Annotated in this window: 28 protein-coding genes and 1 tRNA gene; 23 read left to right on the top strand and 6 right to left on the bottom strand. The window is 55.3% G+C overall.

The features are described from left to right. The first annotated feature begins 51 nt into the window (after positions 1-51). Entirely contained in the window at positions 52-798 is a 747-nt protein-coding gene (locus tag FGL65_RS11220; protein ID WP_147821283.1) for a putative metalloprotease CJM1_0395 family protein, read from the top strand. Between the two features lie 168 nt (positions 799-966). On the opposite strand, the gene FGL65_RS11215 is transcribed toward FGL65_RS11220, so the two are convergent. Further along, positions 967-1,042: transfer RNA gene (locus FGL65_RS11215), tRNA-Lys, on the bottom strand. Between the two features lie 80 nt (positions 1,043-1,122). Between FGL65_RS11215 and FGL65_RS11210 the strand changes: the two genes are divergently transcribed. The 4 genes from FGL65_RS11210 to FGL65_RS11195 all read left to right on the top strand — a co-directional run bounded on the left by FGL65_RS11210 (position 1,123) and on the right by FGL65_RS11195 (position 6,517). Further along, entirely contained in the window at positions 1,123-2,982 is a 1,860-nt protein-coding gene (locus FGL65_RS11210; protein ID WP_147821282.1) for a protein-disulfide reductase DsbD family protein, read from the top strand. A 26-nt stretch (positions 2,983-3,008) separates the two neighbouring features. Beyond that, positions 3,009-4,199 carry an iron-containing alcohol dehydrogenase gene (locus tag FGL65_RS11205; protein ID WP_147821281.1) on the top strand — a complete coding sequence of 397 codons (1,191 nt, stop codon included), beginning with the start codon at positions 3,009-3,011 and terminating at the stop codon, positions 4,197-4,199. 142 nt (positions 4,200-4,341) lie between these two features. Then, entirely contained in the window at positions 4,342-4,929 is a 588-nt protein-coding gene (locus FGL65_RS11200) for an NfeD family protein (RefSeq protein WP_147821280.1), read from the top strand. Positions 4,930-4,942: 13 nt separating this feature from the next. Further along, complete coding sequence (locus FGL65_RS11195) at positions 4,943-6,517, top strand: flotillin family protein (protein WP_147821279.1); 1,575 nt, start codon at positions 4,943-4,945, stop codon at positions 6,515-6,517. Between the two features lie 32 nt (positions 6,518-6,549). On the opposite strand, the gene FGL65_RS11190 is transcribed toward FGL65_RS11195, so the two are convergent. Next, positions 6,550-7,773, bottom strand: a complete 1,224-nt coding sequence (locus FGL65_RS11190; protein ID WP_147821278.1) for a M24 family metallopeptidase — start codon at positions 7,771-7,773, stop codon at positions 6,550-6,552. Positions 7,774-7,853: 80 nt separating this feature from the next. On the opposite strand from FGL65_RS11190, the gene FGL65_RS11185 reads away from it, so the two are divergent. From FGL65_RS11185 to hisF, 5 genes are all read left to right on the top strand, one after another. Then, positions 7,854-8,273, top strand: coding sequence for a CoA-binding protein (locus tag FGL65_RS11185; protein ID WP_147821277.1), 420 nt, complete (start codon positions 7,854-7,856; stop codon positions 8,271-8,273). Next, positions 8,270-8,710, top strand: coding sequence for a YkgJ family cysteine cluster protein (locus FGL65_RS11180; protein WP_147821276.1), 441 nt, complete (start codon positions 8,270-8,272; stop codon positions 8,708-8,710). The genes FGL65_RS11185 and FGL65_RS11180 overlap by 4 nt, the downstream gene beginning before the upstream one ends. An 11-nt stretch (positions 8,711-8,721) precedes the next feature. Beyond that, positions 8,722-9,510: a J domain-containing protein gene (locus tag FGL65_RS11175; protein ID WP_147821275.1), complete on the top strand. Its 789-nt coding sequence runs from the start codon at positions 8,722-8,724 to the stop codon at positions 9,508-9,510. Between the two features lie 121 nt (positions 9,511-9,631). Beyond that, positions 9,632-10,273, top strand: coding sequence for an imidazole glycerol phosphate synthase subunit HisH (gene hisH / locus FGL65_RS11170; RefSeq protein WP_147821274.1), 642 nt, complete (start codon positions 9,632-9,634; stop codon positions 10,271-10,273). Further along, positions 10,263-11,042, top strand: a complete 780-nt coding sequence (gene hisF / locus FGL65_RS11165) for an imidazole glycerol phosphate synthase subunit HisF (protein ID WP_147821273.1) — start codon at positions 10,263-10,265, stop codon at positions 11,040-11,042. The genes hisH and hisF overlap by 11 nt, the downstream gene beginning before the upstream one ends. 56 nt (positions 11,043-11,098) lie before the next feature. Here the strand turns inward: hisF and moaC are convergent, their stop codons facing one another. Genes moaC through FGL65_RS11145 form a run of 4 tightly spaced genes read right to left on the bottom strand, consistent with a single transcriptional unit; the run spans position 11,099 to position 14,318 of the window. Next, a complete protein-coding gene (gene moaC, locus FGL65_RS11160) occupies positions 11,099-11,584 on the bottom strand; it encodes a cyclic pyranopterin monophosphate synthase MoaC (protein ID WP_250645468.1) in 486 nt (161 codons plus the stop codon). Position 11,585: 1 nt separating this feature from the next. Further along, positions 11,586-12,701 (bottom strand): molecular chaperone DnaJ, encoded by a 1,116-nt coding sequence (dnaJ, locus tag FGL65_RS11155; RefSeq protein ID WP_147821272.1) that lies wholly within the window; start codon positions 12,699-12,701, stop codon positions 11,586-11,588. Between the two features lie 3 nt (positions 12,702-12,704). Next, a complete protein-coding gene (rpoZ, locus tag FGL65_RS11150; protein WP_147821271.1) occupies positions 12,705-12,938 on the bottom strand; it encodes a DNA-directed RNA polymerase subunit omega in 234 nt (77 codons plus the stop codon). A gap of 36 nt (positions 12,939-12,974) precedes the next feature. Next, positions 12,975-14,318 carry a hypothetical protein gene (locus FGL65_RS11145; protein ID WP_147821270.1) on the bottom strand — a complete coding sequence of 448 codons (1,344 nt, stop codon included), beginning with the start codon at positions 14,316-14,318 and terminating at the stop codon, positions 12,975-12,977. Between the two features lie 177 nt (positions 14,319-14,495). Between FGL65_RS11145 and FGL65_RS11140 the strand changes: the two genes are divergently transcribed. The 13 genes from FGL65_RS11140 to FGL65_RS11080 all read left to right on the top strand — a co-directional run bounded on the left by FGL65_RS11140 (position 14,496) and on the right by FGL65_RS11080 (position 25,810). Next, positions 14,496-15,245 carry a tRNA lysidine(34) synthetase gene (locus FGL65_RS11140; RefSeq protein WP_147821269.1) on the top strand — a complete coding sequence of 250 codons (750 nt, stop codon included), beginning with the start codon at positions 14,496-14,498 and terminating at the stop codon, positions 15,243-15,245. A gap of 64 nt (positions 15,246-15,309) precedes the next feature. Beyond that, positions 15,310-16,215, top strand: a complete 906-nt coding sequence (locus tag FGL65_RS11135; RefSeq protein ID WP_147821268.1) for a M23 family metallopeptidase — start codon at positions 15,310-15,312, stop codon at positions 16,213-16,215. A gap of 114 nt (positions 16,216-16,329) precedes the next feature. Beyond that, positions 16,330-17,115, top strand: a complete 786-nt coding sequence (gene fliR, locus FGL65_RS11130; RefSeq protein WP_147821267.1) for a flagellar biosynthetic protein FliR — start codon at positions 16,330-16,332, stop codon at positions 17,113-17,115. A gap of 9 nt (positions 17,116-17,124) precedes the next feature. Further along, positions 17,125-18,183, top strand: coding sequence for a flagellar biosynthesis protein FlhB (gene flhB / locus FGL65_RS11125; protein WP_147821266.1), 1,059 nt, complete (start codon positions 17,125-17,127; stop codon positions 18,181-18,183). A 58-nt stretch (positions 18,184-18,241) separates the two neighbouring features. After that, positions 18,242-20,344: a flagellar biosynthesis protein FlhA gene (gene flhA / locus FGL65_RS11120; RefSeq protein WP_147821265.1), complete on the top strand. Its 2,103-nt coding sequence runs from the start codon at positions 18,242-18,244 to the stop codon at positions 20,342-20,344. Between the two features lie 11 nt (positions 20,345-20,355). Further along, positions 20,356-21,420 (top strand): flagellar biosynthesis protein FlhF, encoded by a 1,065-nt coding sequence (locus tag FGL65_RS11115; protein ID WP_348981246.1) that lies wholly within the window; start codon positions 20,356-20,358, stop codon positions 21,418-21,420. 18 nt (positions 21,421-21,438) lie between these two features. Next, the gene (locus tag FGL65_RS11110; RefSeq protein WP_147821263.1) at positions 21,439-22,266 is read left to right on the top strand and encodes a MinD/ParA family protein; all 828 of its coding nucleotides are present in this window, start codon (positions 21,439-21,441) and stop codon (positions 22,264-22,266) included. Then, on the top strand, positions 22,208-22,993 hold the full coding sequence (locus FGL65_RS11105; RefSeq protein WP_147821262.1) for a FliA/WhiG family RNA polymerase sigma factor: 786 nt from the start codon (positions 22,208-22,210) through the stop codon (positions 22,991-22,993). Before FGL65_RS11110 ends, FGL65_RS11105 begins: the two co-directional genes overlap by 59 nt. A 22-nt stretch (positions 22,994-23,015) precedes the next feature. After that, positions 23,016-23,396: a chemotaxis response regulator CheY gene (locus tag FGL65_RS11100; protein ID WP_147821261.1), complete on the top strand. Its 381-nt coding sequence runs from the start codon at positions 23,016-23,018 to the stop codon at positions 23,394-23,396. Positions 23,397-23,425: 29 nt separating this feature from the next. Then, positions 23,426-24,145 (top strand): flagellar basal body-associated FliL family protein, encoded by a 720-nt coding sequence (locus FGL65_RS11095; RefSeq protein ID WP_147821260.1) that lies wholly within the window; start codon positions 23,426-23,428, stop codon positions 24,143-24,145. Between the two features lie 57 nt (positions 24,146-24,202). Next, positions 24,203-24,481, top strand: coding sequence for a hypothetical protein (locus FGL65_RS11090; RefSeq protein ID WP_250645467.1), 279 nt, complete (start codon positions 24,203-24,205; stop codon positions 24,479-24,481). 82 nt (positions 24,482-24,563) lie between these two features. After that, positions 24,564-24,971, top strand: a complete 408-nt coding sequence (locus FGL65_RS11085) for a hypothetical protein (protein WP_147821259.1) — start codon at positions 24,564-24,566, stop codon at positions 24,969-24,971. Between the two features lie 2 nt (positions 24,972-24,973). After that, a complete protein-coding gene (locus FGL65_RS11080; RefSeq protein WP_147821258.1) occupies positions 24,974-25,810 on the top strand; it encodes a hypothetical protein in 837 nt (278 codons plus the stop codon). Positions 25,811-25,814 lie beyond the last annotated feature (4 nt).

Raw genomic sequence — 25,814 nt, 5'->3', positions numbered from 1 at the left:
CTAAAGTTCTCCTAACAACATCCGATAAGACGTTCGTAAAAGGAGAGATTTATGATCAACTCCATCAACAGTTTCACCGCATCACTGGCAGGCTCGCTCTTCGACAGCTTGCAGCAGTTGCATTGCGGCCAAAAGATCATACCCGTCTCCAAAAGCTCCGAGCAGCCCGACCAACACCAGAAAAAAGAAGAACAGACCTCCGGCCGCGGCACCGCAGCCAGTCAGTTAAAAACCAACAAAAGCGAAAAGGCCTCCAAAAGCACGGAAACCGAATCCGAGCTCAAGGAATTCAAGGACCTGACGCTCAAGCAGCAGCAGGAAGTGACGGAACTGCAGCAGCGCGACCAGGAAGTCCGCGCGCACGAGCAGGCCCATATAGCCGCGGCAGCCGGCAATGTCCGGGGCGGGGCCACCTTCTCCTATCAGACTGGCCCGGACGGACGGCAATACGCCGTGGGCGGTTCCGTGAGCATCGACACCACTCCGGTGGCCGGGGACGCGGAAGCCACCGAGGAAAAAGCCAAGACAGTGCGCCGCGCCGCCCTTGCGCCGGCCAATCCCTCCGCCCAGGACCAGAAGGTCGCCAGCCAGGCCGCAGCCATGGAAATGCAGGCCCGCATGGAGCAAATGACCCAGAAGCAGGAAGAACAGGAGAAAGACTCCTCCTTTCCCGAAGAACCGCAGGACGCACTGCAGGCGACTCCCGCACAGGAACGAAAAACCCATACGGCCATCACCGCCTACCGCGACGCACAGTCGCCGGTTTCGGAGCACCCCATCTTTTCAAGCTTCATGTAAGCTCTTCCATCTGTTGACGCGGAAAACCAGCGAACATACACTGTATGTCTCGCCAATACCGGGCGAACAACACTGTACCTGAAAAGTTCTGCAAGGAATGTATCGAATGTATCGCCTGACAAAAGAAAAGAAAAAACCCGGCAACTTATGTTGCCGGGATCTTTTTCGTGGTGGGTCACCAAGGAATCGAACCTTGAACCTCCGGATTAAGAGTCCGCTGCTCTGCCAATTGAGCTAGTGACCCGCGTTGCTGCGGCGTTTCCCCCGCTGCGAGAAAGAGGTTCTACGCTTCTGCACTTCCACTGTCAACCGGAAAAATAAAAAATGTCACTTTTTTTAAAATTATCCAAAAAATCAGTCTATTTCATACTCGTTGCGCTGCTGTTTCTGCACTCCTGGACCGGGCTTGCCAGCGCCCAGTTCCATGCACAGGAACTGCCCCTTAAAACCGCATGGAAACTCTACACCCTCGACCCGGCAAAAGGAAATTCCGGCAATCTCCTGGCCGTCCTAACCGTGACATTCGAAGACGGCTGGCACACTTATGCCCACACTCCGGGAGACCTGGGGAAACCCACCATCCTTCGCGTGCAAACAACAGACGGCCTGCCCCTGTCCGTCCAGTACCCCACAGCCATAAGCACTTCCGACACCCTCAACCCGCAGGCCATGGTCAATATCTACGAAGGCGAAGTCCGATTCTACATCCCCATCCCGGAAAACACCGACGATTCGTTCACCCTGCTCGCCGAACTGCAAATGCTGCTCTGCTCGGACACGCAATGCATGCCAGCCCGAATCGAATTGCCGTTTAAAAGCAACCCAGAAGCGCCGCAACCGCTTTCCCGGGCCGAAGACCAGCCATGGTGGCCCGACTACCTGCAAAGCAACTCCGAGGCCTCGTCAGCCACATCCACACAACAGTCCGCCCCCCACCAAACGAGAATAGAAGGCATCCAATGGGACTTCACCCCATCCTATGCCCAGCCCGCCCTAGAGGTGGACGGCCTGCTGACGGCCATCCTGCTGGGGCTGCTGGCAGGGCTCATCCTCAACGCCATGCCCTGCGTGCTGCCGGTGATCAGCCTGAAACTGGGCAGTGTACTGGCCGGTTGCGCCCATGAAGACGAGCATGAACGCCAACGAGTATTTCGCACCCACAACATTCTCTTTTCCCTGGGCATCATGACCTGGTTCGTGATCCTGGCCCTGGTGCTGGGCGTCACCGGCCAGGCCTGGGGAGAAATATTCCAGCAATCCTGGATGATCATGGTGCTTACTGCTGTTGTCTTTGCCCTGAGCCTGAGCCTCTTCGGCCTATACTCCCTGCCCATCATTGATCTGAAATTCGACCAGGAGACACGAAACCCCAAGATGCAGGCCTACTTCACAGGGCTGTTGGCCACCCTGCTGGCCACCCCGTGCAGCGGTCCGTTCCTGGGCGGCGTTCTAGGCTGGGCTTTGACGCGTCCTCCCCTAGTCATCGTGTCCGTCTTCCTGAGCATCGGTCTGGGCATGGCCCTCCCCTATCTGACCCTGACCGTTTTTCCCAGCTTGGTGCGTTTCCTGCCCAGGCCCGGGCCCTGGGTGCAAGCCGTGGAAAAAGTCGTGGCCTTCTTCCTTGCGGGCACCTGCATCTATCTCATCAACATCCTGCCCGACTCCAGGTTGATTCCCATGCTTCTGCTCCTGTGGCTCACGGTTCCCGCTGCCTGGCTCTGGGGCAAGGCCGGGCCGGCACTTCCGGGCATGAAGCGCTGGGGGCTGCGGCTTGCAGGCCTGTTCCTCTTCGTCATCGCGCTCTGCTGGGCGCTCACCCCCAAAGACAACGAGGTTCACTGGCAAAAATTCCAGGCCCATGAACTGGCCGAACAATTGGGTAAAACCACCATGCTTATCGATTTCACGGCCGACTGGTGCCCCACCTGCAAGGTTATCGAACGAACCGTACTGACTCCGGACAATCTCGCCGAATGGAAGCATAAATACGACGTCGCCTTTATCCGGGTGGACCTGACCGAGGACAACCCGGAAGGAGAACGGCTGCTCCACGCCCTGGGCAGCAAAAGCATTCCCGTTGCGGCCTTGTTCAGCGCTGGAGAGGACGCGCACAAGCCTGTGGTGCTCCGCGACGTGTTCACGGCTTCCCAGCTTGAAAACTTGCTGGAATCGTATAAGAAGTAGAACTCCAATGACCACAAGGAGATTACATGCTTCATTTTGATTACTATATGCCCACCCGCATCCTGTTCGGACCGGGAAAGATCGAGGAACTGGGCAAGACCCCGTTCCTGCCCAAAGGCAAAAACGCCATGGTCGTCATCGGCGAATCCGGCATCATGCTGAAGCTCGGCTACCTGCCCCGCGTTCAGGGCTTTCTTTCCGAGCATGGCGTCCGCTCCATCGTCTTCGACAGAGTGCGCCCCAACCCGGAATCCGATTCCGTGGAAGAGGCGGCCCGCATCTGCCGAGAAAAGAAGGTGGACATGATCGTCGGCCTGGGCGGCGGCTCCACCATCGACGCGGCCAAGGCGATCGCCCTGCTGGCCGCCAACGAGGGAGAACTCTGGGACTACGTTGCGACGGGCTCCGGCAAGAACAAGACGCCGGAGAACAACGCCCTGCCCCTCATCGCCATCCCCACGACTGCGGGCACCGGCACGGAAGTAACCCCGGGGGCGGTGATCACCAAGACCGGTTCCAGGGAAAAAATAGGGATCCGGCATGAGTCCATGTACCCGGCTCTGGCCATGGTGGACCCCGACCTCATGCGTTCCATGCCCCCATTCCTGACGGCCACGACCGCCATGGATGCATTTTTCCATGCCGTGGAGTCCTACCTTTCCACCGTGCGTTCCCCCAGCGCAGACCTGCTGGCACTCGAGGCCATTCACCTCATCTGCCACTACCTCCCCCGCGCCGTCGAAGAAGGGAATGACGAGGAATCCCGCATCGCCCTGGCCTGGGCCAGCACTGCGGCTGGGCTCTGCCTCTCGCAGGCCGTGGCCATTTCCCAGCACTCCATGGAGCACGCACTGTCCGCGTTTTATTCCGAGCTGCCGCATGGCGCGGGACTGGTCATGCTCTCCAAGGCATACTTCAGCTTCCTGGCCGAACAAAACGTGGAAAAACTCGGCGACCTGAGCATGGCCATGGCCGACTCCATCGGCTTCGAACTGCCTGAGGAACAATCGATTGAGGCCTTTGTCCCCATCCTGGAAGAGTTCATCCGCTCCATCGGGCTCGGCGAAATGAAGCTTTCGGATTTCGGCATGACCGCCGAAGATATTCCCGCCCTGACAGACTGCGCCTTCGACACCATGGGCAGGCTCTTCGAGATCACCCCTGTGAAAATGAGCAAGGAAGACGTCGTGGCCATTTTCCAGTACGCCCTTCAATAGGGCTTGTACGCATTGCAGACAACGGCCGGGCCCATTTTGTCGGGCCCGGTTTTCTTTTGTAATTCACCGCACCTACGCAGCATTCTTTATTGCAATGCGTATATATATGACTTATTCATACTCCCCAAGCCAAGGAGGAATTATGGGTGACTGGATTGCAGGGCTGAACGGCCTTGATATCTTTTTCCTCATCTGCGCCCTGGTGGGCGGAATCCCCATCCTCATCAGGTTCCTGATGCTGTTCATGGGGGTGGACTTTGCCGGCGACGACATGTTGGACGCCGATTTTGAATCCGGAGACGGCGGTGACGGCTTCGACCCGGACGCCAGCCTCAGGTTCATCTCCCTGCATGGACTGACATCCTTCCTCATGATGTTCGGCCTTGTGGGGTACGCCCTGTACCGGCAAAGCCAGGTCGGAGCAGCCTATTCGCTTATTGGCGGAACCGTCGCTGGCTTTGTCAGCTTCTGGGTCATCGCCAAGATATTCAAGCTGATCGCCGGGCTTCAGAGCAGCGGGACCCTTGAGATATCAACCACGCTCGGCTGTGAGGGGCAGGTCTACCTGACCATCCCGCCAAACGATACCGGACAGGTGACCGTTCAGGTGGACAACCGGCTGCGCGAATTCAGTGCGGCCTCGGAAACCAATGAAGAGATCAAAACAGGAACACGGATCCAGGTTGTTCGGATTAGTGGCAACATCCTGATAGTAAAACCAATTCAATAACTGAGAGGATTGCATGTATTATGAGTTGAGCTCCATCGGAGTCTGGGCCGTGCCCATCGTCGCGTTCATCATTCTGGTGATCGCCACTCTGGGGTTCCTTGCCACCCGCTACAAGCGCTGCCCTTCGGACATGATCCTGGTCGTCTACGGTAAGGTGGGCAAAGGGCAGTCCGCGCGCTGCATCCACGGCGGCGGCACCATCATCTGGCCGCTGATCCAGGACTTCGCCTACCAGAGCCTGACCCCCATGACCATCAGCATCCCGCTGCAAAAGGCCCTGTCGCTACAAAACATCCGCATCAACGTGCCCAGCACGTTCACCGTGGGCATCAGCACCGACCCGGCCATCATGAACAACGCCGCGGAAAGACTTCTGAACCTGGGTCAGGCGGAAATCGAGGAAATGGCCAAGGAAATCATCTTCGGTCAGCTTCGCCTCACCGTCGCCTCCCTGACCATCGAACAGATCAACCAGGACCGCGAAAGCTTCCTGGAATCCGTCCGCCACAACGTGTCGCCGGAATTGAACAAAATCGGCCTGTACCTGATCAACGTTAACATCACTGATATCACCGACGAATCCGGATACATCGACAGCATCGGGAAAAAAGCAGCGGCCGAGGCCATCAACCAGGCCAAGGTCGACGTGGCCGAGCAGGAGAAGGTGGGGGCCATCGGTGAAGCCGAAGCCACCAAGGAAAAGCAGATCCGCGTGGCCGAACACCTGGCCCAGTCCGAAAAAGGCCAGAAGCAGGCCGAAGCGGACAAGCGTATCTTCGTGCAACAGCAGGAATCCTCCGCATCCATCGGTGAGGCCGAAGCCAACCGGGAAATGTCCATCAAGGTGGCCGAGAACTTGGCCGAAGCAGCCAAGGGTAAAAAGCACGCCGAGGCGGATCAGCGTATCTACGTGCAGGAACAGGAAGCCCAGGCCGTATCCGGGGAAAACAAATCCAAGGCATCCATTGCCGAAGCCGAAGCTCTGCTTGCAGTCAAACAGGCTGAAGCCAAGCGTCAGGGTGAAGTAGCCAAACGCGAAGCCGAGGCCGAAATCCAGAAGGCCCAGTACAAGGCCGAAGCCGAACGTCTGAGGGCCGAGGAAGTGGCCCGCCAGGAAGTGGAAAAGACAAAGGTCGAAATCGCAGCCGAGGCCGAAGCCGAGCGTATCCGCCGCGAGGCCAAGGGTAAGGCCGATGCCACCCTCATGCGCTATGAGGCGGAGGCAAAGGGTATCAAGCAGATCCTGGAGGGCAAGGCCGAAGGTTACCGCGCCCTGGTGGAAAGCAGCGGCGGCGACGCCAAGGCGGCAGCCACCCTGCTGCTCCTGGAAAAGATCGAGAACATCGTCGAGACCCAGGTCAGCGCCATCAAGAATCTCAAGATCGACAAGATCACGGTTTGGGACGGCGGCAACGGCGACAGTTCCTCCACCGCCAACTTCATGTCCAACATGGTCAAAAGCCTGCCCCCGCTGCAGGAACTGACCAAAATGGCTGGCCTGGAGTTGCCCGAGTTCCTCGGCAAGATGACCGAAGAACAGGCAAAACCACAGCCCCCCATCGACCTGACTGACAAAGTAAAAAAGTAAAAAGGAAGGGCTCCCAACCGGGAGCCCTTTTTTTATTCCACACAGACGATCGAAAAATCGTCCCCTGTTATGCTCTTCGCCCCCGAATCCGTGACCTCGAAGGTATTTTCCACACCGACCATGCCGACGCCCTCAATGCCCACCTTGGGTTCCAGGGCCAGAGCCATGCCCGCCTCCAGCGGCTGGGTGAACTTACGCGCTATGGCCGGATACTCGTCAATGTTCAGTCCGATTCCATGTCCCAGAAACGGCACCTTGTTGTCGCCAAGCCCCATAAAGCCTTCCGCAAACCCATGCTTTTCCGCCTCGCTCTGGCTGAAAAGATACAGTTCCTCGGGCGTAACCCCGGGCTTGGCCATGGCCGCGACACTATTCTGGATCTCGATGCAGAAACCATGGGCCCTGCGTACGTTATCTGGAATGGAAGACTCGGCTCCAGCCCAATAGACCTGGGTCTTGTCGGTCTGGTAACCATCGACCACGAACCCGATATCCAACGCCAGGGGCTCGCCCGCGTTCCAGGCCTTGCCTGCATAGCCCATGAGCGGGATGGCCGGGTGTTCGCCACGCACGCCAAGCGGTCCGTTGAAACTGCTGGGGTAGTTGCCGGAATCCCCGGCCGAGACATGGCCCAGGAAAGCCTCTTCGCCATGGGCCTGCATACGCAACAGCCCCTGATGCCCGTTTTCGAAAAACACCTGCCAGCAGACATGGGAGATCTCGCGCTCGGTCATACCGGGTCTGATACGGCGGGGAATCAGTTCGAACAGGCTGCAATGATGGCGTTCACCGCACAGACGCATGGTTCTGAGCTCCCACTCGGATTTGACCGCCCGGGTCAGGGTCAGGGCATGGTCACCGGCCACGAATTCATAATCCCCGAGTTTGGCCTGGAGCAGCATGCCCAGGTTCCAGGTCAGCCCGCTCATGATGGCCGCTATTCTCTTCGGGAACGGGCACCCCACCTCGGCTGCGATACCCGGCATGTCCGAATAGGACTTGAAGGGAACAATGTTCCCGAGCCCGGATTCCAGGCGGGCGCGCTCGATTCCCTTGCGGATCATAAGCACCGGCTTCCCCTGCATGGGCAGCCAGAGCACGCCCTGCCCCATGGTGCCGGTCATGTAATAGATATTCAGCCGGGAAAAGATGAGCAGCCCGCCCGCTCCGGGGGCCACGGATTCAAGATGTTTGCGGCAGGCATCATGACGGCGCTGCAACTCCTCCACGGGAATCTGCGCAAGGGACTCAAACATTCGAAACTCCTTGTCCGTCGGCACTAGGCAACGGTTTTTATTTCCTGTACACCTTCCCCAGAAACTTTAGGAAGGCAATCATGATAGTGAATGAATATGAACTGGATACCCTGATCAAATCGTTCAGGACCATAGCCATTGTCGGCGCATCGGACAAGCCCGGCCGCCCCGTGGACGGTGTTGGACGGGCCCTCATCGAGCGTGGATTCGACGTCATCCCGGTTCACCCGAAGCGCACGGACGTCTGGGGCTTGAAGACATACGCAAGCGTCAAGGACATCCCCGTTCCCGTGGATTGCGTGGACCTTTTCCGCGCCGCCCAATGGTGTCCGGACCATGCCCGTGAAGTGCTGGAAATGTCCCCGCTTCCCAAGGCATTCTGGATGCAGTCCGGCATCATGAGCGACGAAGCCTGCGAAATCCTGAAAGACCATGACATCCTGGTCATCGAGGACCGTTGTCTCATGGTGGACGTCAGCAGGCTGGGAATCGGACGATGACGCTCAAAGCCTTTGAATGCCGCATGTGCGGCCACTGCTGTCATGGCGAGGGCGGAATCATCATGTCGGAAAAGGACAGGCAGCGCCTGGCCCTACACCTGGGGATATCCGTCGAGGAACTCCTTGAAAAATACTCCGAGGAGCGCAACGGCAAGATCAGCCTGGGCACCGGTGACGACGGCTACTGCGTCTTTTTCAAGGACGGATGCGGCGTGCACCCTGGCAGACCGGACATCTGCCGCGCATGGCCTTTTTTCCGGGGCAACCTCATCGATTCCATGAGCTGGGAAATGATCCAGGAATACTGCCCGGGAGTGAACCCCGAAGCCGGACACGCGGAATTCGTGCGCCAGGGCAGGCAGTATTTGCGCGACGAGAACCTTTTGCGCTATGATCCGGCCACTGATCCCAATGCGCTCATAACCGACGAAGACTGAGACCACGCACGATGAATGTTCAGGAATGCTACCGCATACTCCAACTCGATAAAGGGGCCGGCCTGGAAGAGGTGAAATCCTCCTACAGAAAACTGGCCTTCAAATATCATCCGGACCTGAACACCAGCCCTGACGCCGCCAATAAATTCCGCGAGATAAACGAAGCCTACGTCATCATCAAGGACGCGCTGGACAAGGCCGAACAGGAACCGAAATTCCAACCTCCGCCGCGCCGGGAAAAACCCAAGACAAAGCCCAAAGAGGGTGCCCGTGAATACGCTCAACAGCAGCAACGGGCCAAAAGGGAATCCCACAAGAGGTTCAAGGAATCCACACGGTCGCGGACCCAGCACTTCTACTACAAGGAAGAGGAAGTGCTGCAGGATTTGCTCAACGACCCGTTTGCCCGCAAGGTCTTTGAGGACATCTACAGCCAGATCCGCAAAAAGAACCCCAATTACAAGGGCCCGGTGGAACTCAAAAGGCGCAAGCTTTCCCTGCAATGGGGAGACAAGAAGCTCCACCTCGACCTTTCCAAGGGAATCGGCGGAGGAATCAAATCATGGCTCAGAAAAACCATGGACCATGAGGAAACCGTCTATTTCCCGGTGCACCTGCTCATGCCCGGGCGCAAGATCCGCATCCGGGTCGAACAGAAATTCGCAAAAGGTCCCAAAACAATCGAAGTCACCCTTCCTCCGGACTTCGTCATCGGCCGCCCCATTCGTCTCAAAGGCCTGGGAAGAAGGCTCGGCCCCATAAGGGGTGATCTGTTGCTGCGCATCCTGCCCAAGGCATAACTTGGTACCATAGCCTATTCTCCAAATAAATCCCCTCTTTATTTTTTTCATCGAACGCCCTTGTTTTCCGTCCGTTTTTTTACTAGTCGCTAAGGTAACGCGATCTCAAGGAGGGCCACATATGCTCGCGATTTTTGAATATAATGCCGGGAACCAGACCAGCGTAAAACGGGCGCTGGACCATCTCGGCATCCCCAATGAAATAACCAACGATCCCGACAAGCTCGACAAGGCCGACGGCATCATCTTCCCCGGAGTGGGCGCTGCCGGACAGGCCATGGACGAACTGCAGTCCGGCGGATTGGACGAAATCCTCAAGAGCCTTATCTGGCAGGAAAAACCCCTGCTCGGCATCTGCGTAGGTTGCCAGATTCTTCTGGACTACAGCGAGGAAAACGACACCAAGGCCCTAGGGGTCATCCACGGCGAATGTCGACTCTTCAATCCTTCCTGGATCGATTACAAAGGAACGCCCATCCGCGTGCCGCACATGGGTTGGAACACTCTGGAGCTCAAGCAGGAATGCGTGCTGCTTTCCGGCATAGAACCTGAGGCGAACTTCTATTTCGTCCACAGCTATTTCCCGGCTCCATGCGATGAGCATGTCATAGCCACCACCCGTTACGGACGGGACTTCTGTTCCATTCATGGCCGCGAGGGCCTCTGGGCCGTCCAATTCCACCCGGAAAAAAGCGGCAGGCCAGGCCTCAAGCTCCTGCAAAATTTCCATACCTACTGTCAGGAGGCCCGCAATGCTGAGTAAACGAATCATCCCCTGCCTGGATGTACGCAACGGCAAGCTGACCAAGGGCGTCAAGTTCAAGGGGAACGTGGACATCGGCGACCCCGTGGAAACCGCCAAGAAGTACTACGAGGAAGGCGCGGACGAAATCGTCTTCTACGACATCACCGCATCGGCCGAAGCCCGAGGCATCTTTCTGGATGTGGTGGAAAAGGTGGCCTCACAGATCTTCATCCCCTTTTCCGTGGGCGGAGGCATCAACACAGTGCAGGACATGCGCGACGTGCTGCTGGCCGGCGCGGAAAAGGTCTCGGTGAATTCCGGTGCGGTCAAGAATCCAGACATCATCAGCGAGGGTGCGGCCCGTTTCGGTTCCCAGTGCATCGTCCTGGGCATGGATGTGAAACGGGTGGAAAAATCCGACGACATTCCCTCCGGCTTTGAAATCGTCATTCACGGCGGGCGCAAGCACATGGGCATGGACGCCCTGGAATGGGCCAAGACCGGCGAAGCGCTCGGCGCCGGTGAAATCTGTCTCAATTCCATAGACGCGGACGGCACCAAGGACGGCTACGACCTGGAACTGACCCGCCTCATTTCCGAATCCGTTCGCATTCCTGTCATCGCCTCCGGCGGAGCTGGGCACCCCAGCCACATGGTGGACGCCGTGACCAAGGGCAAGGCTTCGGCAGCCCTCATAGCCTCCATTGTCCACTACGGGGAATGGACCGTACCGGACATCAAAAAGTACATGGCCGAACAGGGTGTGATCATCAGAAACATCTGGTAAATGAAAAGCCCGGCTCCAAAGGAACCGGGCTTTTTTTATAATCTATAAATCGCGGTCTAATCATTTCTGAATTCGCCGCTCTTACCACCGCTCTTGTAGACCAACCGGCAGTCGGTGATCAGAATATCCTTCTGAACGGCCTTGCACATGTCATAAATCGTGGCCGCCGCAACCTGAGCCGCTATCAGGGCTTCCATTTCCACACCGGTCTTGCCAGTGGTGCGAACCTCGGCCTCTATGTTGATGGCCGACTCATGGCGATCAACCTCGAAACGAACATCCACATAGTTGATGGACAAAGGGTGACACATGGGAATCAGGTGATGAGTCTGCTTGGCGGCCTGAATTCCTGCGATCTTGGCAGTGGTCAGCACATCCCCCTTGGGGAGCGCATTTTCCAGAAGCATGGACAGGGTTTTCGAAGAAAGCCTGACGACGGCCCTAACAATGGCCATCCGCTTGGTATCGTCCTTGGCAGAGACATCCACCATGCGGGCATTGCCGTCAGAATCCATATGGGAAAACCCGTGATTGTCAGCCACGCTACTCACCCATGACCTTGTCTTTGGCCTTCTTCAGGAATTCCTTGGCCTTTTTGAGGGGCTTGTCTTCCTCGATTGCGGCGAACTCGCGCAGCAGTTCTTCCTGACGCTTGTTCAGATGCGTGGGAGTCTTGACCCGGATCTCCACCAGCAGATCGCCCTTGTGGGTGCTGCCCAGGTGTGGCAGACCGAGCCCGCGCAAACGGAAGACCTCGCCACTCTGGGTGCCCCTGGGAATATCGAGACTGACCGGATCATCCAGGGTAGGCACTTCCATGCGGTGGCCAAGAGCCGCTTCCACAAAACCGATTTCCCGGCTCAGGATCAGGTTCTGTCCCTGGCGTTCGAACGTCTTGTCAGGCTCGACCCGAATAACCACATACAGATCACCGGGAGGACCACCGTTGATACCGGGTTCGCCCTCACCGCGCAGACGCAAACGGGAATTGTTATCAACCCCGGCCGGAATGCGCACCTTGAGGTCGCGATCATTGATCACCATGCCGCGTCCCATGCACTCGGGACAAGGATCGGAAACGATCTGGCCACGCCCCCTGCAATGGGGACATGTCACCGCGACACGGAAGAAGCCCTGGGACTGCTGCACGGTCCCGGTGCCACCGCACTGCGGGCATACCTGGGGAGAGGTGCCCTTCTTTGCACCGCTGCCCTCACATTCCGTACAGGCTTCCTCGACAGGGATGGTTATCTCAACCTCAGTTCCCTTGGCAGCCTCACGGAAAGTGATGTCCAGGTTATACCTCAGATCGGAACCGGCCCGAGGCCGGTTGGCGCCGCCTCTTCCCGTGGAAAAACCGAAAAAGTCGGAAAAGATATCGCTGAACGCGCCGAATATGTCATCCGCATTGGAAAAGCCGTTGAACCCGTTGCCGTTCATTCCGGCATGGCCGAACTGGTCATAACGCTGCCGCTTCTCACGGTCGCGTAAAACCTCATAGGCTTCGGCCGCCTCTTTGAACTGGGTCTCTGCCTCGGGATCGTCCGGATTACGGTCCGGATGATACTTGAAGGCAAGCTTTCTGTAGGCGGATTTTATTTCATCCTCGGAGCTCTCACGCGCAACTCCCAGGACTTCATAATAATCTCGTTTGGACATGATTTATTCAGACTCGACGCTGTCGTCCCTGACGATGATCACATCATCCATTTCCACATCAGGATAAACCTTGCCGGCGGCAATCTCGCGAAGCGCGATGACGTTTTCCTTGTTCTTCGCATTCACGAGAGGCGGGTAGCCTTCACGAAACTGCTTGACCCTCTTGATGGCCATCTGGGTGATAAGAAAACGGTTACCCACTTTCGCCAAACAATCTTCAACTGTAATTCTAGCCACGTATAAACTCCTTTGCTGAAAAACCTTGCCGCATTCCTACGAAATGCTTTTGGCCGGGAACAATCCCTGAAGATCCTTCATCAATTGGTTGGAAACCGGATAATACAATTCTCCGCCATTCTTTAGCCAGCTCTGCCCTTCGGGCAAGGCCGGATCCGAGAAAAATGTCAAGGAGGCGACCTTCTTCCCCTCCGCATCGGAAAAAACGCAGCCCATGGTCCAAGCTGCCGTTTCAGGAAGAGTCTTAAGAGGAAGCGCCTCGAATTTCAATTCATTAAATCGCCAAAGCGACATGTCAATGCCTGCGAGCTGTTTTTCCGTATCCCCGACAAACCATCCCTGCTCGCGCTTATTGGCGATAAAAAGCTGGTCACCGGACATGACGCGAATGGCTGCGATCTTTCCGATGTCCAGTTCTATGACCCTTCGCCCCTGAAGTTCGAAAGGCGTCTTGAACAGCTGTCGGATGCTTTCGGCATCGAACCTGAATAAGCCCTGCTGGTAGGACGACATGGCCATATACCCGGACCCGGGAGAAGAATCCCGGTAAAGATCCAACCTGAGAGGCTGGTTCTTAGCATCTTCCAGCCACACATTGATAAAAGCTTCGGGCTCCTCCCCGGGAGCGGCCTTGCCGGAAAGATACTCGTCGGCTTCCAGCCCGGCAAGCATGAGAAGATACAGCTTCACCTCGGCGTTGGCCGCATCTTTTCCTGACAGATATGCAGGCAGTTCAAACACAAAGCCGCTGTCATCCCTGGCAACGGTCCATCCGCCGGCATACTTCTGGGCCAACTGCAGCTTCACAGCAGAAGAAGCGTCAAACGGCAGCACCCTTCTGTCCTGATAATATCCGGAGGGTCGGCCGACTGCGGTCAAAATATTTTCGCGAACCCGGTATAGCGTACCAGGAGCCGAAGACAGCCAGATCCAGACGCCCTCGTTCCCAGTTCTCCGGCCGAGCAATATTTTCACATCACGATCGCCGGAGCCTGATTTCTTTGAAGCAGGCGTCAGGGTAAACTGAAGAACGACTTCCTTGAAGCCAACATCCCCCGAGGCATGGGCATGATTATTGATGACGGTATCGAGCGGCACCAGGTTCGAAAAAGCGTCAAACAACCCTTGAATTCGCGCCGAATCGGCCGCAACACGGATTTCATCCGGTTCACCTTCCACGACAAACCAGCGATCCTTTTCGCGTTCCAGACGAAACGAAACATCCTTTTCCTGAACCCGAGCCCACCCTATGTCGGCCATATCCAAGGACAGCGGAACAACCGACGATTCAAACGAATCCCGATGGTTAAAATACATAACGCCCAACACGCATGCGGCCGCTAGTATTAGTAGAAATATACACAAAAATGTTTTCTTCAACGAACGAACTCCGTCCAATCATCCGCCAAAAAAAAGACCCCGATTCCGGGGTGGCATAAAGGATGGGCCCTCAGACAGGTTGAATCAATACTCTCAGCCGCACTTGCAAGTCAAGCGGTTATAAACTAAGTCCACCTTCGGATTCGTTACTATTGCCATTCTGGAGATGAAATTACAATGGGTTCATGGGGCAAACTTACATTTGCGCAAAAGACATGCGTTTCCCTGACAGGAAAACTCATGCAGTCGACCGATATGGTCCAGAAAAATTCCCGAATAGGCATGGCCATATCCGGCGGTGTCGACAGCTTTGCCATGCTTCAGATCATGCTTATCCGCCAGGCCATCATGCCGTTCCCGGTGGAGCTCATGGTGCTGCACGTCAACCCGGGCTTTGATCCGCAAAGTCATGCTCCCCTTGCGCAGTGGTGCGCCGAACGCGGCGTCCCCACTCATATCGAACTCACCGACTACGGTCCCAGAGCCCACAGCGACGAGAACAGGAAACGTTCAGCCTGCTTCTATTGCAGCCGGCTCAGAAGAAAACGTCTCTTCGAACTTTGCGCCCAATACAATTTGACCCATCTGGCCTTCGGCCACAACGCCGACGACAATGTCACCACTTATTTCATGAATATGTTGCAAAATGGACGAGCGGAGGGCATATCTGCCTCTGAGGCATTTTTCGGAGGAACTCTTCAGGTCATACGGCCGACCTTGCTGCTCGAAAAACGAATGGTCAAGGCTGCGGCGCGTCAATGGGAACTTCCCATCTGGGAAAACACCTGTCCTTCGAACGGAGCCACCAAACGTGACGATATTCATGAGTGGCTCAAGTCCGCCTGGCGCGGCAACACACGGATTAAAAACAACATCTTTCATGCCATACAGCGGCAACAGGTTGACTTGACAAGAAAAAAAGTCTAGAGTATTTCAAATTGTTAGAATAATATTACTATATTTTAACAGTATTTAAAACAAAGATATTAATATGTTATCTCGCAAATATCACATAGTGGTCTTCAAGGATCAACAAGGTTCTTGTCGAAAGCTCCAATTGCGTGGATGGGTGATTTTCACCCTCTTTTTTTTGATGGTCGCGCTTGGAGCTGGTAATATTATCCTTTGGAACAAGTATATCCACCACTCACAACTGGAAAAGAATCTTGGCACGGCAGAAAAAACCGTCCAGGAACAGAAGACCCAGCTGCTAAGCCTTTCCCAAAAAATCAACGCACTGCAAAAGAGTCTCGCCAGAATCCGAGACTTCGACTCCAAGCTGCGGGTCATGATCAACCTCGACCAAGGAACCGGACAAAGCACTTCGCCCAAAGGAGGCTCTCCCAACGAGAACTTCTCCGAAAGCTATCTGCCCCTCTACAGGCAGGAATTGCTTGCCAGAAAGATGCACGATTTTCTGCACCAGCTGAACGTTGAGGCCCGCCTCGAAGAAGTGCGTCAGCAGGAAATTGTGCACCAGTTGAGAAACAATCAGGACATTCTCGAATCTACTCCGTCCATCTGGCCCACATCCGGCTGGGTGACCTCTCCCTTTGCATGGAGAACTTCCCCGTTTACAGGCAAAAGGGAATTCCACAAGGGTATCGACATCTCTGCCCCCAGAGGGACTCCCATATACGCTCCGGCACGCGGAATTGTCGAAACGGCTGGCAGAGATGGATCCTACGGTCTGTGCGTCAGGATGAAGCATAACACCTCTCTGACCACTCGTTATGCGCACATGCATAGAATTGCAGTAAAAGACGGACAAACCGTCACCCGCGGCGAACTGATCGGCTATGTCGGCAACACGGGCCGCAGCACCGGTCCACACCTGCACTACGAGGTCCGGCTCAACGGTGTGCCCGTCAATCCCAAACGCTACATTCTCAACTAAAAGAATGACTCGTCAAAACGCCCTTTTGGTTTTCCAAAAGGGCGTTTTGTTTTATAAAACAAACAGCTATTGACCTCCTTAGCAAAGTGGTTCACCTTTTGCTAAAGGAATTCTATGGACATTTTCAACTTTGATCCGGGCAACATCTTGAGCTTTTACCTGACCCTCTTCCGGGTCAGCATAGTGCTCTTTCTGCTCCCATTCTACGGTGGCAGGTCCATACCCACCAAAATCAAAGCTGTTTTGACCCTGGCTCTATCACTGGCGCTCTGGCCACATCTTTCGTTCCCTGCCGAAATGTTCCCCCAGAATCCATGGGAAATCCTTATCATGCTCCTTGGTGAGGCAGCACTAGGTCTAACGCTCGGCCTGATGGTTCGCATCCTGTTTTCAGCGGTCCAGACAGGCGGCCATATCATCGGCTTTCAGATGGGCTTCGCCATGGTCAACGTGGTGGATCCTCTGACCGGGGTAAGCGAAGCGGTTTCGGCGCATTTTCTCTATATGTGCACCATGCTCACCTTCCTGACGCTTAACGGGCACCTTTATCTTCTACAGGCCCTGTCCCAAAGTTTCGAGTTCGTTCCCCCGGGGCAATTCATGATCAATTCGGTTATCGCCGCCCAGGTATTCACCTTCAGCAAACAACTGTTCATTCTGGCCATCAAAATAGCGGCACCGGTCATGGCCGCAGTCTTTCTGGTGGATTTGGCTTTGGCCCTGATAGCCAAGGCAGCGCCTCAAATGCATGTTCTCGTGGTTGGATTTCCTGTCAAAATAGCAGTGGGCTTTCTTTTTTTGGGAAGTCTTTTTGAAATTCTTGCCGTATATGTGACGGACTTTATCAAAGGCTTGGGCCCTCTTTTCCTGCACATGCTCAAGGCCATGGGTGCGCAATAGGAAACAGCCATGGCACGCGATCCGAGCAAAACAGAAAAGGCGACTCCCAAACGCCGCAAAAAAACCCGCGACAAGGGGCAAGTGGCCAAAGGGCAAGAGGTACAAAAAGTCACAACCCTTTTAGCGGGGGTCCTGGCCGTTCGTTACCTGATCGGATATCTCTACGATCAAATCGCAAAGATATACACATGGGCTTTTACCGACGCATTTGACATCTCCATCACCACCAGCACGGCTTATATGCTGTTCACCATGCAGACGAAGAATCTTGCCAAGATCATTCTTCCGATCATGCTCATACTGGCCTTTATCGCCTTCCTGACCATGCGCCTGCAAGTTGGTAGCCTCTGGTCCTTTAGCTCTATGAAGCCCAAGTTCAAGCAGCTTTTCAACATCATAAGCGGGCTGAAGAAACTCATGCTCAGCCCCGACGCATTCATACGCTTGGGGAAAAGCGTACTTCAGGCCGCCGCAGTGGGGCTTGCTCCGTATATCGTCCTCAGGCAGGAATTCGACAACCTGCTGCCCCTTTTCTATTCCACCCCCCACGGTATTGCTGCGTATATTTTGTCCATGGGTTACAAGATGACTATCTATGCCCTCATCCCCATGACGCTCATTGCAATTGTCGACCTCTGGTACCAATTCTGGAAATACGAACAAGACCTAAAAATGACCAAGGACGAAGTAAAGGACGAACGCAAGCAGGCGGAAGGCGACCCGCAAATCAAATCCAAGCAGCGGGAAAAGGTCATGGAATTCATGGTCAAACGCATGATGCAGGATGTACCCAAGGCAGATGTCGTCATCACCAACCCCACCCATATTGCCGTGGCTCTCAAATACAATGCTTTGGAAGCTCCTGCCCCGCTAGTATTGGCAAAAGGGGCCGGTCCTATTGCCGAAAAAATCAAGGAAATCGCCCGGGAAAACAAAATCCCCATCCAGGAAAACAAACCTCTGGCACAGGCTTTGTATAAACAGGTTGAAATTGGGGAAATGATCCCGGAGGAGCTCTACCAGGCCGTTGCCGCAATTCTCGCCAAGCTCGACAAATTCAAGCGATAAAGCGAGTTGCCGCCTCCGGATGACCAAGCTGAACAACATCCCGTGAGGTGTCAAAAATATGTCCAATAAAGCCACAACCTCGGACATTTTCAAACTCGACTACAATAAGTTCGCAAAGCAGGGGGACATCCTGCTCGCCGCAGGTGTGGTGGTCATCCTCTTCGTGATGCTCATTCCGCTCCCTACCCTTTTCATCGACTTCATGCTCACCGTGAGCATTTCCCTTGGCCTGGTTATCCTTATCACGGCCATGTTCATGAATTCGCCCCTCGAATTCTCCATTTTCCCCTCCCTGCTTCTGGTCACGACCATGTTGAGGCTTGCACTCAACGTGGCCACAACCCGTGCCATTCTCCTCCACGGGGATGAGGGCACAAGCGCGGCGGGTTCCGTTATCCAAAGTTTCGGGGAATTCGTTGTAGGCGGCAACTACGTCATCGGTATCGTCATTTTCATGATCCTGTTCATTCTGAACAAGACCGTCATCGTTCAAGGTACGACCCGAATCGCGGAAGTAGCCGCACGTTTCACATTGGACTCCCTGCCAGGCAAACAGATGGCCGTGGAAGCCGACCTCAACGCGGGACTGCTCAACGAAGACGAGGCCAAGGCACAGCGTGAACGCATCCGTCAGGAGGCAGATTTCTACGGTGCCATGGACGGTGCGGGCAAATTCGTTTCCGGGGACGTCAACGCAGGCATCATGATCACCGCCATCAACATCATCGGCGGTTTCCTCATTGGAGTAATCCAGAAAGACATGAACTGGATGGACGCCGCCCATACCTACACCCTGCTGACCATCGGTGACGGCCTCGTGGCCACCATCCCCTCGCTGATCATTTCCACCTCCGCAGGTATCATCGTCTCCCGCGCCGCAGCCGAGGCGAAGATGGGCGAAGAATTCATCGGTCAGTTGACCTTCCATCACAGGGCCCTCAGGCTTGTCTCCTGTATCCTCCTGGTCTTCGCCATTGTTCCGGGCATGCCCACCCTGCCGTTCCTGACCCTTGCGGCAATCTGCTACGGCGTAAGCGCCATCTCCCGCAAGCAGCACGAAGCCGTCTCCGGCCCGGATACAGGCGCGGCGGAAGACGACATGCCCACACTGGACACTCCCGAGGAGGTGCAGGCGCTGCTGCCTCTGGACCAGCTCGAACTGGAAGTGGGATATGGGCTCATTCCCCTGGTGGACGAAGAACAGAACGGCAACCTTCTTTCCCGTATCCGTTCCATCCGGCGACAGTTCGCACTGGATATGGGCGTGGTCATTCCGTCCCTGCATCTGCGGGACAACCTGCAGCTCAAGCCCGGGGAATACCGCGTGCTCATCAAGGGCAACTCCGTGGCCCAGGCAGAGCTGCTCATCGACCACTACCTGGCAATGGACCCAGGCGATGCAAAACACCATATCGACGGCGTGGACACCGTGGAACCTGCCTTCAACCTTCCGGCCGTCTGGATACCCGAGGCCCAGAAGGAAGAAGCCATGCTCGCGGGCTACACCGTGGTGGACCCGGCTACCGTGGTCGCCACTCACCTCACCGAGGTCTTCCGTCGCAACCTGCACGAATTCCTGGGCCGCCAGGAGGTCCAGGAACTGCTCGACAACCTGGAAAAGCGAGCTCCCAAGGCCGTGGAAAGCCTGGTGCCGGGTGTGCTCTCCCTTGGCGCAGTGCAGAAGGTCTTCCAGGGCCTGGTTCAGGAAAACGTCTCCATCCGCGACCTACTGACCATCGTGGAAACCATGGCCGACTACGGCGTGGCCACCCAGGATCCCATGCAGCTCGTGGAATACGTCCGCTCCAGGATGGGCAGAACCATCGTCAAGCCCTACCTTGGTGAAAACAACAACCTGCCCATCATCACCCTGCACCCTGCTGTCGACGAAACTCTGACACATGGACTACGCCCTGCGGAACAGGGTGGCTACCTTGCCTTGGAACCGGGCATGGCCCAAAGAATTATCCAGAAGATAAATGAGACGGTTGACAACGCTTTCGTGGCGGACGGCCAACCCGTCCTGCTGACAACCCCGCAACTGAGGCCCCACTTGGCGCAACTGTTGCAAAGATTCATTCCGACACTGCCCATTCTGTCCCAGGCGGAAATACCGACTGATGTTCAAATTCAATCACTGGCAATGGTAGAGGTACAGTAGCAGCCATGAGAATGAAGACCTTCAAAGCTCCATCCCAGACTGAAGCCTACGCCATGATCAAGGCGGATCTCGGCGAAGACGCAGTCATCTTGTCCAACAAGACCGTTTCCGACAACGGCACCAAATGCTGTGAAATCGTGGCCGCGATCGATGAAATGCCGCAGCGGCAGGTATCGACCGCTCCCACCCGCGAATCTGTCCTCGACGAAGCGCTCAACGACAGCGTGGGCTGGAAGCATGAATGGGGCCAGATCAAGGGCCATCTCATGGCCCTGCTCAAGCCGCAGATGAATCTGCAAAGCCTCTCTCCCCGCCAACAGCTGGCCATGGAATACCTGGAAAGAGAGGGCGTGGACAGCAACGTGCTGCTCAACGTGTTCTGCAAGCTGCGCGACAACGCCAATCTCTCTATCCTCCGAGTGCTGGAAGGCATGGCATCCATCAGGCCGCTTTCCGCGGATTCCTGGAGCAGAAAGATGCATGCCTTTGCAGGGCCTCACGGGGCGGGCAAAAGCTCGGCTCTCATCAGAGTGGCCCTACGGGAGAAGGCCCAAAATCCTGGGATGAAAATATGCCTGGTGGCTGCGGACGGCAACAAGGGCAAGGGACGCCTGGTGCTCAAGCATTATGCAGAACTATCGGGGCTGGCCTTCCGCGAACTCATCACCCATGAAGATGTGGCCGCACTGAAACGCGAGGCTGGCGCATTCGATCTGATTCTCATCGATCTTCCCGGGATGTCGGTTAACAACCGCCTTGAAGACTGGCTCCTTGCCCACGGCATGGAGGACTGGAATGAACTGGCCGTGCATCTTGTGCTCAACCCCTACTACAACTCCGAGCAGTACCGCGTATTCGCGGAGCGATATAAATCTTCAAAGGTTGCAAGCGTTATCTGGACGAAACTCGATGAAGCCTGTACATTTGGGGCAATTCTGAACATGGCGTGCTCCAGCGGATTGCCCATCTCGGCCCTGTCTTACGGTTCGGGACTGAAAAACAGCATCACGCCCGCCACAAAGGAAATGATCTGGCGCATGCTTTTCATGCGGCAGTTGCCCGGCAGCGAAAACTAAAGGAGGCATTTGGCCGCCATGAATTCACGTTTTCCCATGGTTCTCTCCGTCACCTCAGGCAAGGGTGGCGTGGGCAAGACGAACATATCCGTTAACTTGGCCTATACCCTTACCCAGATGGGCAAGAAGGTCGTCCTGCTGGACGCAGACCTCGGCCTGGCCAATGTGGACGTGCTCCTGGGCATGGCCCCGGAATATAATCTCTTCCATCTTTTCCATGAAGATATGACCCTAGATAAGGTCCTCTTCGAAACCCCGTATGGATTCCGAATTCTGCCCGCCTCTTCCGGGGTGAGCGAGATGGTCAATCTGGACAAGGGGCAGAAACTCGATCTGCTCGATGCAATGGATTCCATGGACGAGGACATCGACTACCTCATCGTGGACACCGGTGCAGGCATCAACGACAATGTCCTGTATTTCAACCTGGCCGTACAGGAACGGCTTGTGGTACTCACACCGGAGCCGACGTCGCTGACCGACGCCTATGCGCTCATCAAGGTTCTCAAACTGTATCATGGTGTTGAACGTTTCAGAATTCTTGTTAATATGGTCAAAGATCAAAAAATGGCCAAGGAAGTGTACATCAAGCTCGCCAATGCCTGCGACCACTTCCTCGACGGCGTATCCCTGGATCTGGTGGGCTTCATCCCCATGGATCCGCAGGTACGCAAATCCGTCATAGCGCAGATACCCTTCTGCCATGGCAATCCGGATTGTCCGGCAAGCTTGGGACTCATTCAGGCGGCCAATAAAATAACCTCCTGGAAACCGACGACAGCGACTGATGGCAATATTAAGTTCTTCTGGAAAAAGCTCCTCTTCCAAGAGCAATCCGTGGCTTGACCTGGAAACGGGGGAAAAAGCGTGGAACGACTTTTCTCCTCGCGACCGTGAGGACATCGTCCGTCACTACGCTCCCAAGATCCGGATACTTGCTCTGCGAATGAAGGCCAAGCTGCCGCACACTGTCGAACTCAACGAATTGATCAGTGCCGGCAGTCTTGGGCTGCTCGATGCACTGGGCAAATTCAATCCGGCTCTGAAAATCAAATTCGACACCTATTCGGAAAACCGTATCAAGGGAGCCATGCTCGACGAACTCCGCCGCATGGACTGGTTTTCCCGCGGTCTGCGTCAGAAGGTCAAGGTGCTGGAATGCGCCATGCGCCAGATCGAGCATGAAACCGGCGCACCGGCCACACCGCAGCAATTGGAAGAACACACGGGCCTTTCGCAAAAAGAAGTGCAGCAAGGCCTGGAAGCGCTGCAAAATCAAATGTGCGTCAGCATCGACGCATTCCATGAAAATCTTCTCACCAAGGGAGACCGCCAGGACGACGAACCGTTCCAGTCCACGGCCTTCCATGAGCTGGTGGACAAAGTAGCCCATCTCATTGAGGAATTGACCCCAAGGGAAAAATTGGTCATATCTCTTTATTATGGTGAGGAATTGAACATGAAGGAAGTCGCCGAGGTAATGGACATTACCGAAGGACGGGTTTCACAACTCCACTCACAGGCCTTGATCAAACTGAGGAAAAATTTTAAGGCCCGTTATGAAAGCGAATAAAAACCAGTAAAAGGAGACATATATGCCCGCTGATACTAGCATGCGCATCCTTGTAGTCGACGACTTTTCCACCATGCGGAAAATCGTCAAGAACATTCTGCGTCAACTCGGCTTCACCAACATCGTTGAAGCTGACGACGGCACCACCGCCTGGGATGTTCTGAACAAGGACAACATCGACTTTATTGTTTCCGACTGGAACATGCCCAAAATGTCCGGCATCGAACTGCTGCGCAAGGTGCGCGACAGTGAGGAATACGCTGACATTCCTTTCCTGATGGTCACGGCGGAAGCCCAGCAGGAAAACATCATCGAAGCTGTCCAGGCGAAGGTTTCCAACTATATCGTGAAGCCCTTCACGCCTGAAACCCTGAGCCAGAAAATCGAAAAGATTTTCCAGTAACCGCGGTCTGTCCGCGCAAGGCGTAATATATGGTTCTGCTCGTCCCGGACGGTCCAGAAGAGGTCGCGGAAGAATCCGCAGAAACTCATATGGATCCGTCCGGGCAGCCCAAGGCCCAACTGGACGACAGCGAGGCCAGCAGAGCCACCCAGAAGGTCGACCTGGACCTTGACGATGCCCCATTCCTCGAAGACGAGGAAGAGGAGGAGGTAGAACTCGAAGAGGCCCCCGAAGAGGAGGCTCCTTCCGAAGAAAAGAAAGAAAAAAAGGAACTCCCGGCCATATTCAAGAACAAGTTGTTCTACATGGCCGTGGTTATCGCAGTTCTGCTCATTGTCATCCTCTATCTCCTTTTCAGCAGACCCGACGCCCCTCCTCCCCCGCCTCCGCCTGAACCGGAGCCGATCGAAGAACCTCTGGTAGAACCTGAACCGGTTATAACCGGTGAAATACTTCTCCGGCTCGACCCCTTCCTTATCGAGCAAAAGGATGAAAAGGGCGCAATTCGGTTCCTAGAGGTCCGCCTGGTGCTCAACACCACGGATGAAGAACTTGCCAGGCAGTTCAAGCAGGAGACCTTCACCGTCCGCAATGCCCTGTATTACTATTTGAAGAATAAGGATTTACAGTTCCTGTCCGATAAGAATAATGCGGACAAACTGAAGCAGGAGCTTCTTGCCGTAGTGAACCAGTATATGGGATTCGGTCAATTCGAAACCCTGCTGTTCGAACAATACCTTGTGAGGTAAGCCATGGTGGGCTCCAGTCCACTCGACCTCCCGGTCCTCATATCACAGCTGCACCATGTGCAGAAGCTCGCCAATGCCGAACTGGTTAAATCCGACATCCAAAAACAGCTTTTTGCACCGGTCATTGCAGAGCACCTTCGCAAACAGGGGAAGGAGCAGGTTCAGGGCATCGACAAAAAGGAAAAAGCCGATGCCATCGACCGGGACGGCTCCAACAAGCAGGAGCAGCAATTCCAGCAGCAGGAAAGGAAGGGAAAAGAAGCTTCTGACAAGGAAGAAACCTCCCCTTCCACGGACTCGCCCTGGGCCGGCAACATCATCAACGTCAAAATATAATCCCTGCTTCCCGTCGTTGATTTCTCCTGTGAAAGCAGGCAATAATTAACTCTCAAAACACGTTCTAACCAAGCGGGAGTCCATGTCTACCCTACTGCTCGTTTTCTTTTCCCTGACGGAAATAGCCCTGCTATGCATCGTCATCCTGTTCTTCGTGAGACTCAAGAAGTCGGAAGCACTACTTTCCCAGGTCCAAGCCAAGCAGGAGGAATTCATCAACCGGCTCCACTTCAACGCCCAGCTTGAAAATGAAATGGTGGCGACTTTTGAGCAGCGCCAATCCGAATTGGCTGAGGTCAATGACCAGCTGGAAGACAGGATCAAGGTACTCAAAAAGCTCATGAAGCAGGCGGACGAGTACTCCAAATCCCCTCAATTCCTCCGCCAGATCGTTCTCGACGGCCACAAGGCCGGCAAATCCCCGGCAGTGCTTGCCCGCAAATGCGGCCTGAGCCTTGAGGAAGTCGATTTGATCATCGGCAGGGGCTAGGCGTGAAGATCGGACAGGGAAAGAGTTCCTTCGGAGGCTGGGGCGCATCCACCCAGGAACGCGCCGAGATATTCAGACGCAGTCATCGTGTGGGCCAGAAGGTGCATGGACGCCTGATACGCTGGCAGGGCGCGGGCCTGGCGTGGGTCAACATAGGCAACCAGCCGCTTCTGGCCCAGATCAAATCCCGCCCGATCCCCGGCGCCCGCCTGACCTTCATCATCCAGAAATTGACTCCGGAAATTATTCTCAAGGAAGTGTTTGAGGGAAGCCAGGCAGGCCTCCCCATTTATGATCTTATCAAGGAATTCAACGCGCTGAGAAATACATTCGAAAGCGTGAGCAACGCTCTCTGGCGAGACTTCCCGACGACTCAATCAAGCGCGAACAAGCGTACCCATTTCCTGAATCGTCTTGAACAGGACGATACGGCAACGCAGGCCTTTCATGAGGTCACTGCCTGCGCGGCACGTATCAATTCCTTCCTGGCGCAGAATGACTTGTTTTTCTACTGGCCGTGGATGCAGCCGGGAGGAAGGCACCAGGCCGGATATGCGCGCCGCAACTGTGACAAAAAAAATGCGGAACCGTTTTATGAACTGACCTACGAATTCGAGTCTCCCGCCTTCGGGCTTACCCAGATCCGTACTCTGTATAGGCATCCGAAGGCAGGCTTTCGCATCCAGGCACAGCATCTCCCACGCAAGATATCCTTGCAGCAGCACCTCGACCGGCTCGCCATCCCCCAAGGCATGGATGCCAATTGCATCGGCGTGGAGCGGCTACCGGCAGACAGGCACGGCGGCATACTTTCCAGTCTGCTCCACCCTACTGGATAAAAAA

The sequence above is a fragment of the Salidesulfovibrio onnuriiensis genome (assembly GCF_008001235.1).
Classification (GTDB): Bacteria; Desulfobacterota; Desulfovibrionia; order Desulfovibrionales; family Desulfovibrionaceae; genus Pseudodesulfovibrio; species Pseudodesulfovibrio onnuriiensis.
Note: the sequence above shows the minus strand (reverse complement) of the source record. Positions and strands in the feature narration are given on the sequence as shown.

What these genes read in the sequence shown, in the direction of transcription:
- FGL65_RS11185 (WP_147821277.1), top strand. Translation starts at nt 7,854, where the DNA reads ATGATAGTGAATGAATATGAACTGGATACCCTGATCAAATCGTTCAGG.
- FGL65_RS11100 (WP_147821261.1), top strand. Translation starts at nt 23,016, where the DNA reads ATGCCCGCTGATACTAGCATGCGCATCCTTGTAGTCGACGACTTTTCC.
- FGL65_RS11200 (WP_147821280.1), top strand. Translation starts at nt 4,342, where the DNA reads ATGGGTGACTGGATTGCAGGGCTGAACGGCCTTGATATCTTTTTCCTC.
- FGL65_RS11135 (WP_147821268.1), top strand. Translation starts at nt 15,310, where the DNA reads ATGTTATCTCGCAAATATCACATAGTGGTCTTCAAGGATCAACAAGGT.
- FGL65_RS11180 (WP_147821276.1), top strand. Translation starts at nt 8,270, where the DNA reads ATGACGCTCAAAGCCTTTGAATGCCGCATGTGCGGCCACTGCTGTCAT.
- FGL65_RS11210 (WP_147821282.1), top strand. Translation starts at nt 1,123, where the DNA reads ATGTCACTTTTTTTAAAATTATCCAAAAAATCAGTCTATTTCATACTC.
- FGL65_RS11105 (WP_147821262.1), top strand. Translation starts at nt 22,208, where the DNA reads ATGGCAATATTAAGTTCTTCTGGAAAAAGCTCCTCTTCCAAGAGCAAT.
- FGL65_RS11190 (WP_147821278.1), bottom strand. Translation starts at nt 7,773, where the DNA reads ATGTTTGAGTCCCTTGCGCAGATTCCCGTGGAGGAGTTGCAGCGCCGT.
- FGL65_RS11205 (WP_147821281.1), top strand. Translation starts at nt 3,009, where the DNA reads ATGCTTCATTTTGATTACTATATGCCCACCCGCATCCTGTTCGGACCG.
- FGL65_RS11195 (WP_147821279.1), top strand. Translation starts at nt 4,943, where the DNA reads ATGTATTATGAGTTGAGCTCCATCGGAGTCTGGGCCGTGCCCATCGTC.
- FGL65_RS11115 (WP_348981246.1), top strand. Translation starts at nt 20,356, where the DNA reads ATGAAGACCTTCAAAGCTCCATCCCAGACTGAAGCCTACGCCATGATC.
- fliR (WP_147821267.1), top strand. Translation starts at nt 16,330, where the DNA reads ATGGACATTTTCAACTTTGATCCGGGCAACATCTTGAGCTTTTACCTG.
- FGL65_RS11220 (WP_147821283.1), top strand. Translation starts at nt 52, where the DNA reads ATGATCAACTCCATCAACAGTTTCACCGCATCACTGGCAGGCTCGCTC.
- flhB (WP_147821266.1), top strand. Translation starts at nt 17,125, where the DNA reads ATGGCACGCGATCCGAGCAAAACAGAAAAGGCGACTCCCAAACGCCGC.
- hisH (WP_147821274.1), top strand. Translation starts at nt 9,632, where the DNA reads ATGCTCGCGATTTTTGAATATAATGCCGGGAACCAGACCAGCGTAAAA.
- FGL65_RS11085 (WP_147821259.1), top strand. Translation starts at nt 24,564, where the DNA reads ATGTCTACCCTACTGCTCGTTTTCTTTTCCCTGACGGAAATAGCCCTG.
- FGL65_RS11140 (WP_147821269.1), top strand. Translation starts at nt 14,496, where the DNA reads ATGGGTTCATGGGGCAAACTTACATTTGCGCAAAAGACATGCGTTTCC.
- FGL65_RS11110 (WP_147821263.1), top strand. Translation starts at nt 21,439, where the DNA reads ATGAATTCACGTTTTCCCATGGTTCTCTCCGTCACCTCAGGCAAGGGT.
- FGL65_RS11175 (WP_147821275.1), top strand. Translation starts at nt 8,722, where the DNA reads ATGAATGTTCAGGAATGCTACCGCATACTCCAACTCGATAAAGGGGCC.
- FGL65_RS11095 (WP_147821260.1), top strand. Translation starts at nt 23,426, where the DNA reads ATGGTTCTGCTCGTCCCGGACGGTCCAGAAGAGGTCGCGGAAGAATCC.
- hisF (WP_147821273.1), top strand. Translation starts at nt 10,263, where the DNA reads ATGCTGAGTAAACGAATCATCCCCTGCCTGGATGTACGCAACGGCAAG.
- dnaJ (WP_147821272.1), bottom strand. Translation starts at nt 12,701, where the DNA reads ATGTCCAAACGAGATTATTATGAAGTCCTGGGAGTTGCGCGTGAGAGC.
- flhA (WP_147821265.1), top strand. Translation starts at nt 18,242, where the DNA reads ATGTCCAATAAAGCCACAACCTCGGACATTTTCAAACTCGACTACAAT.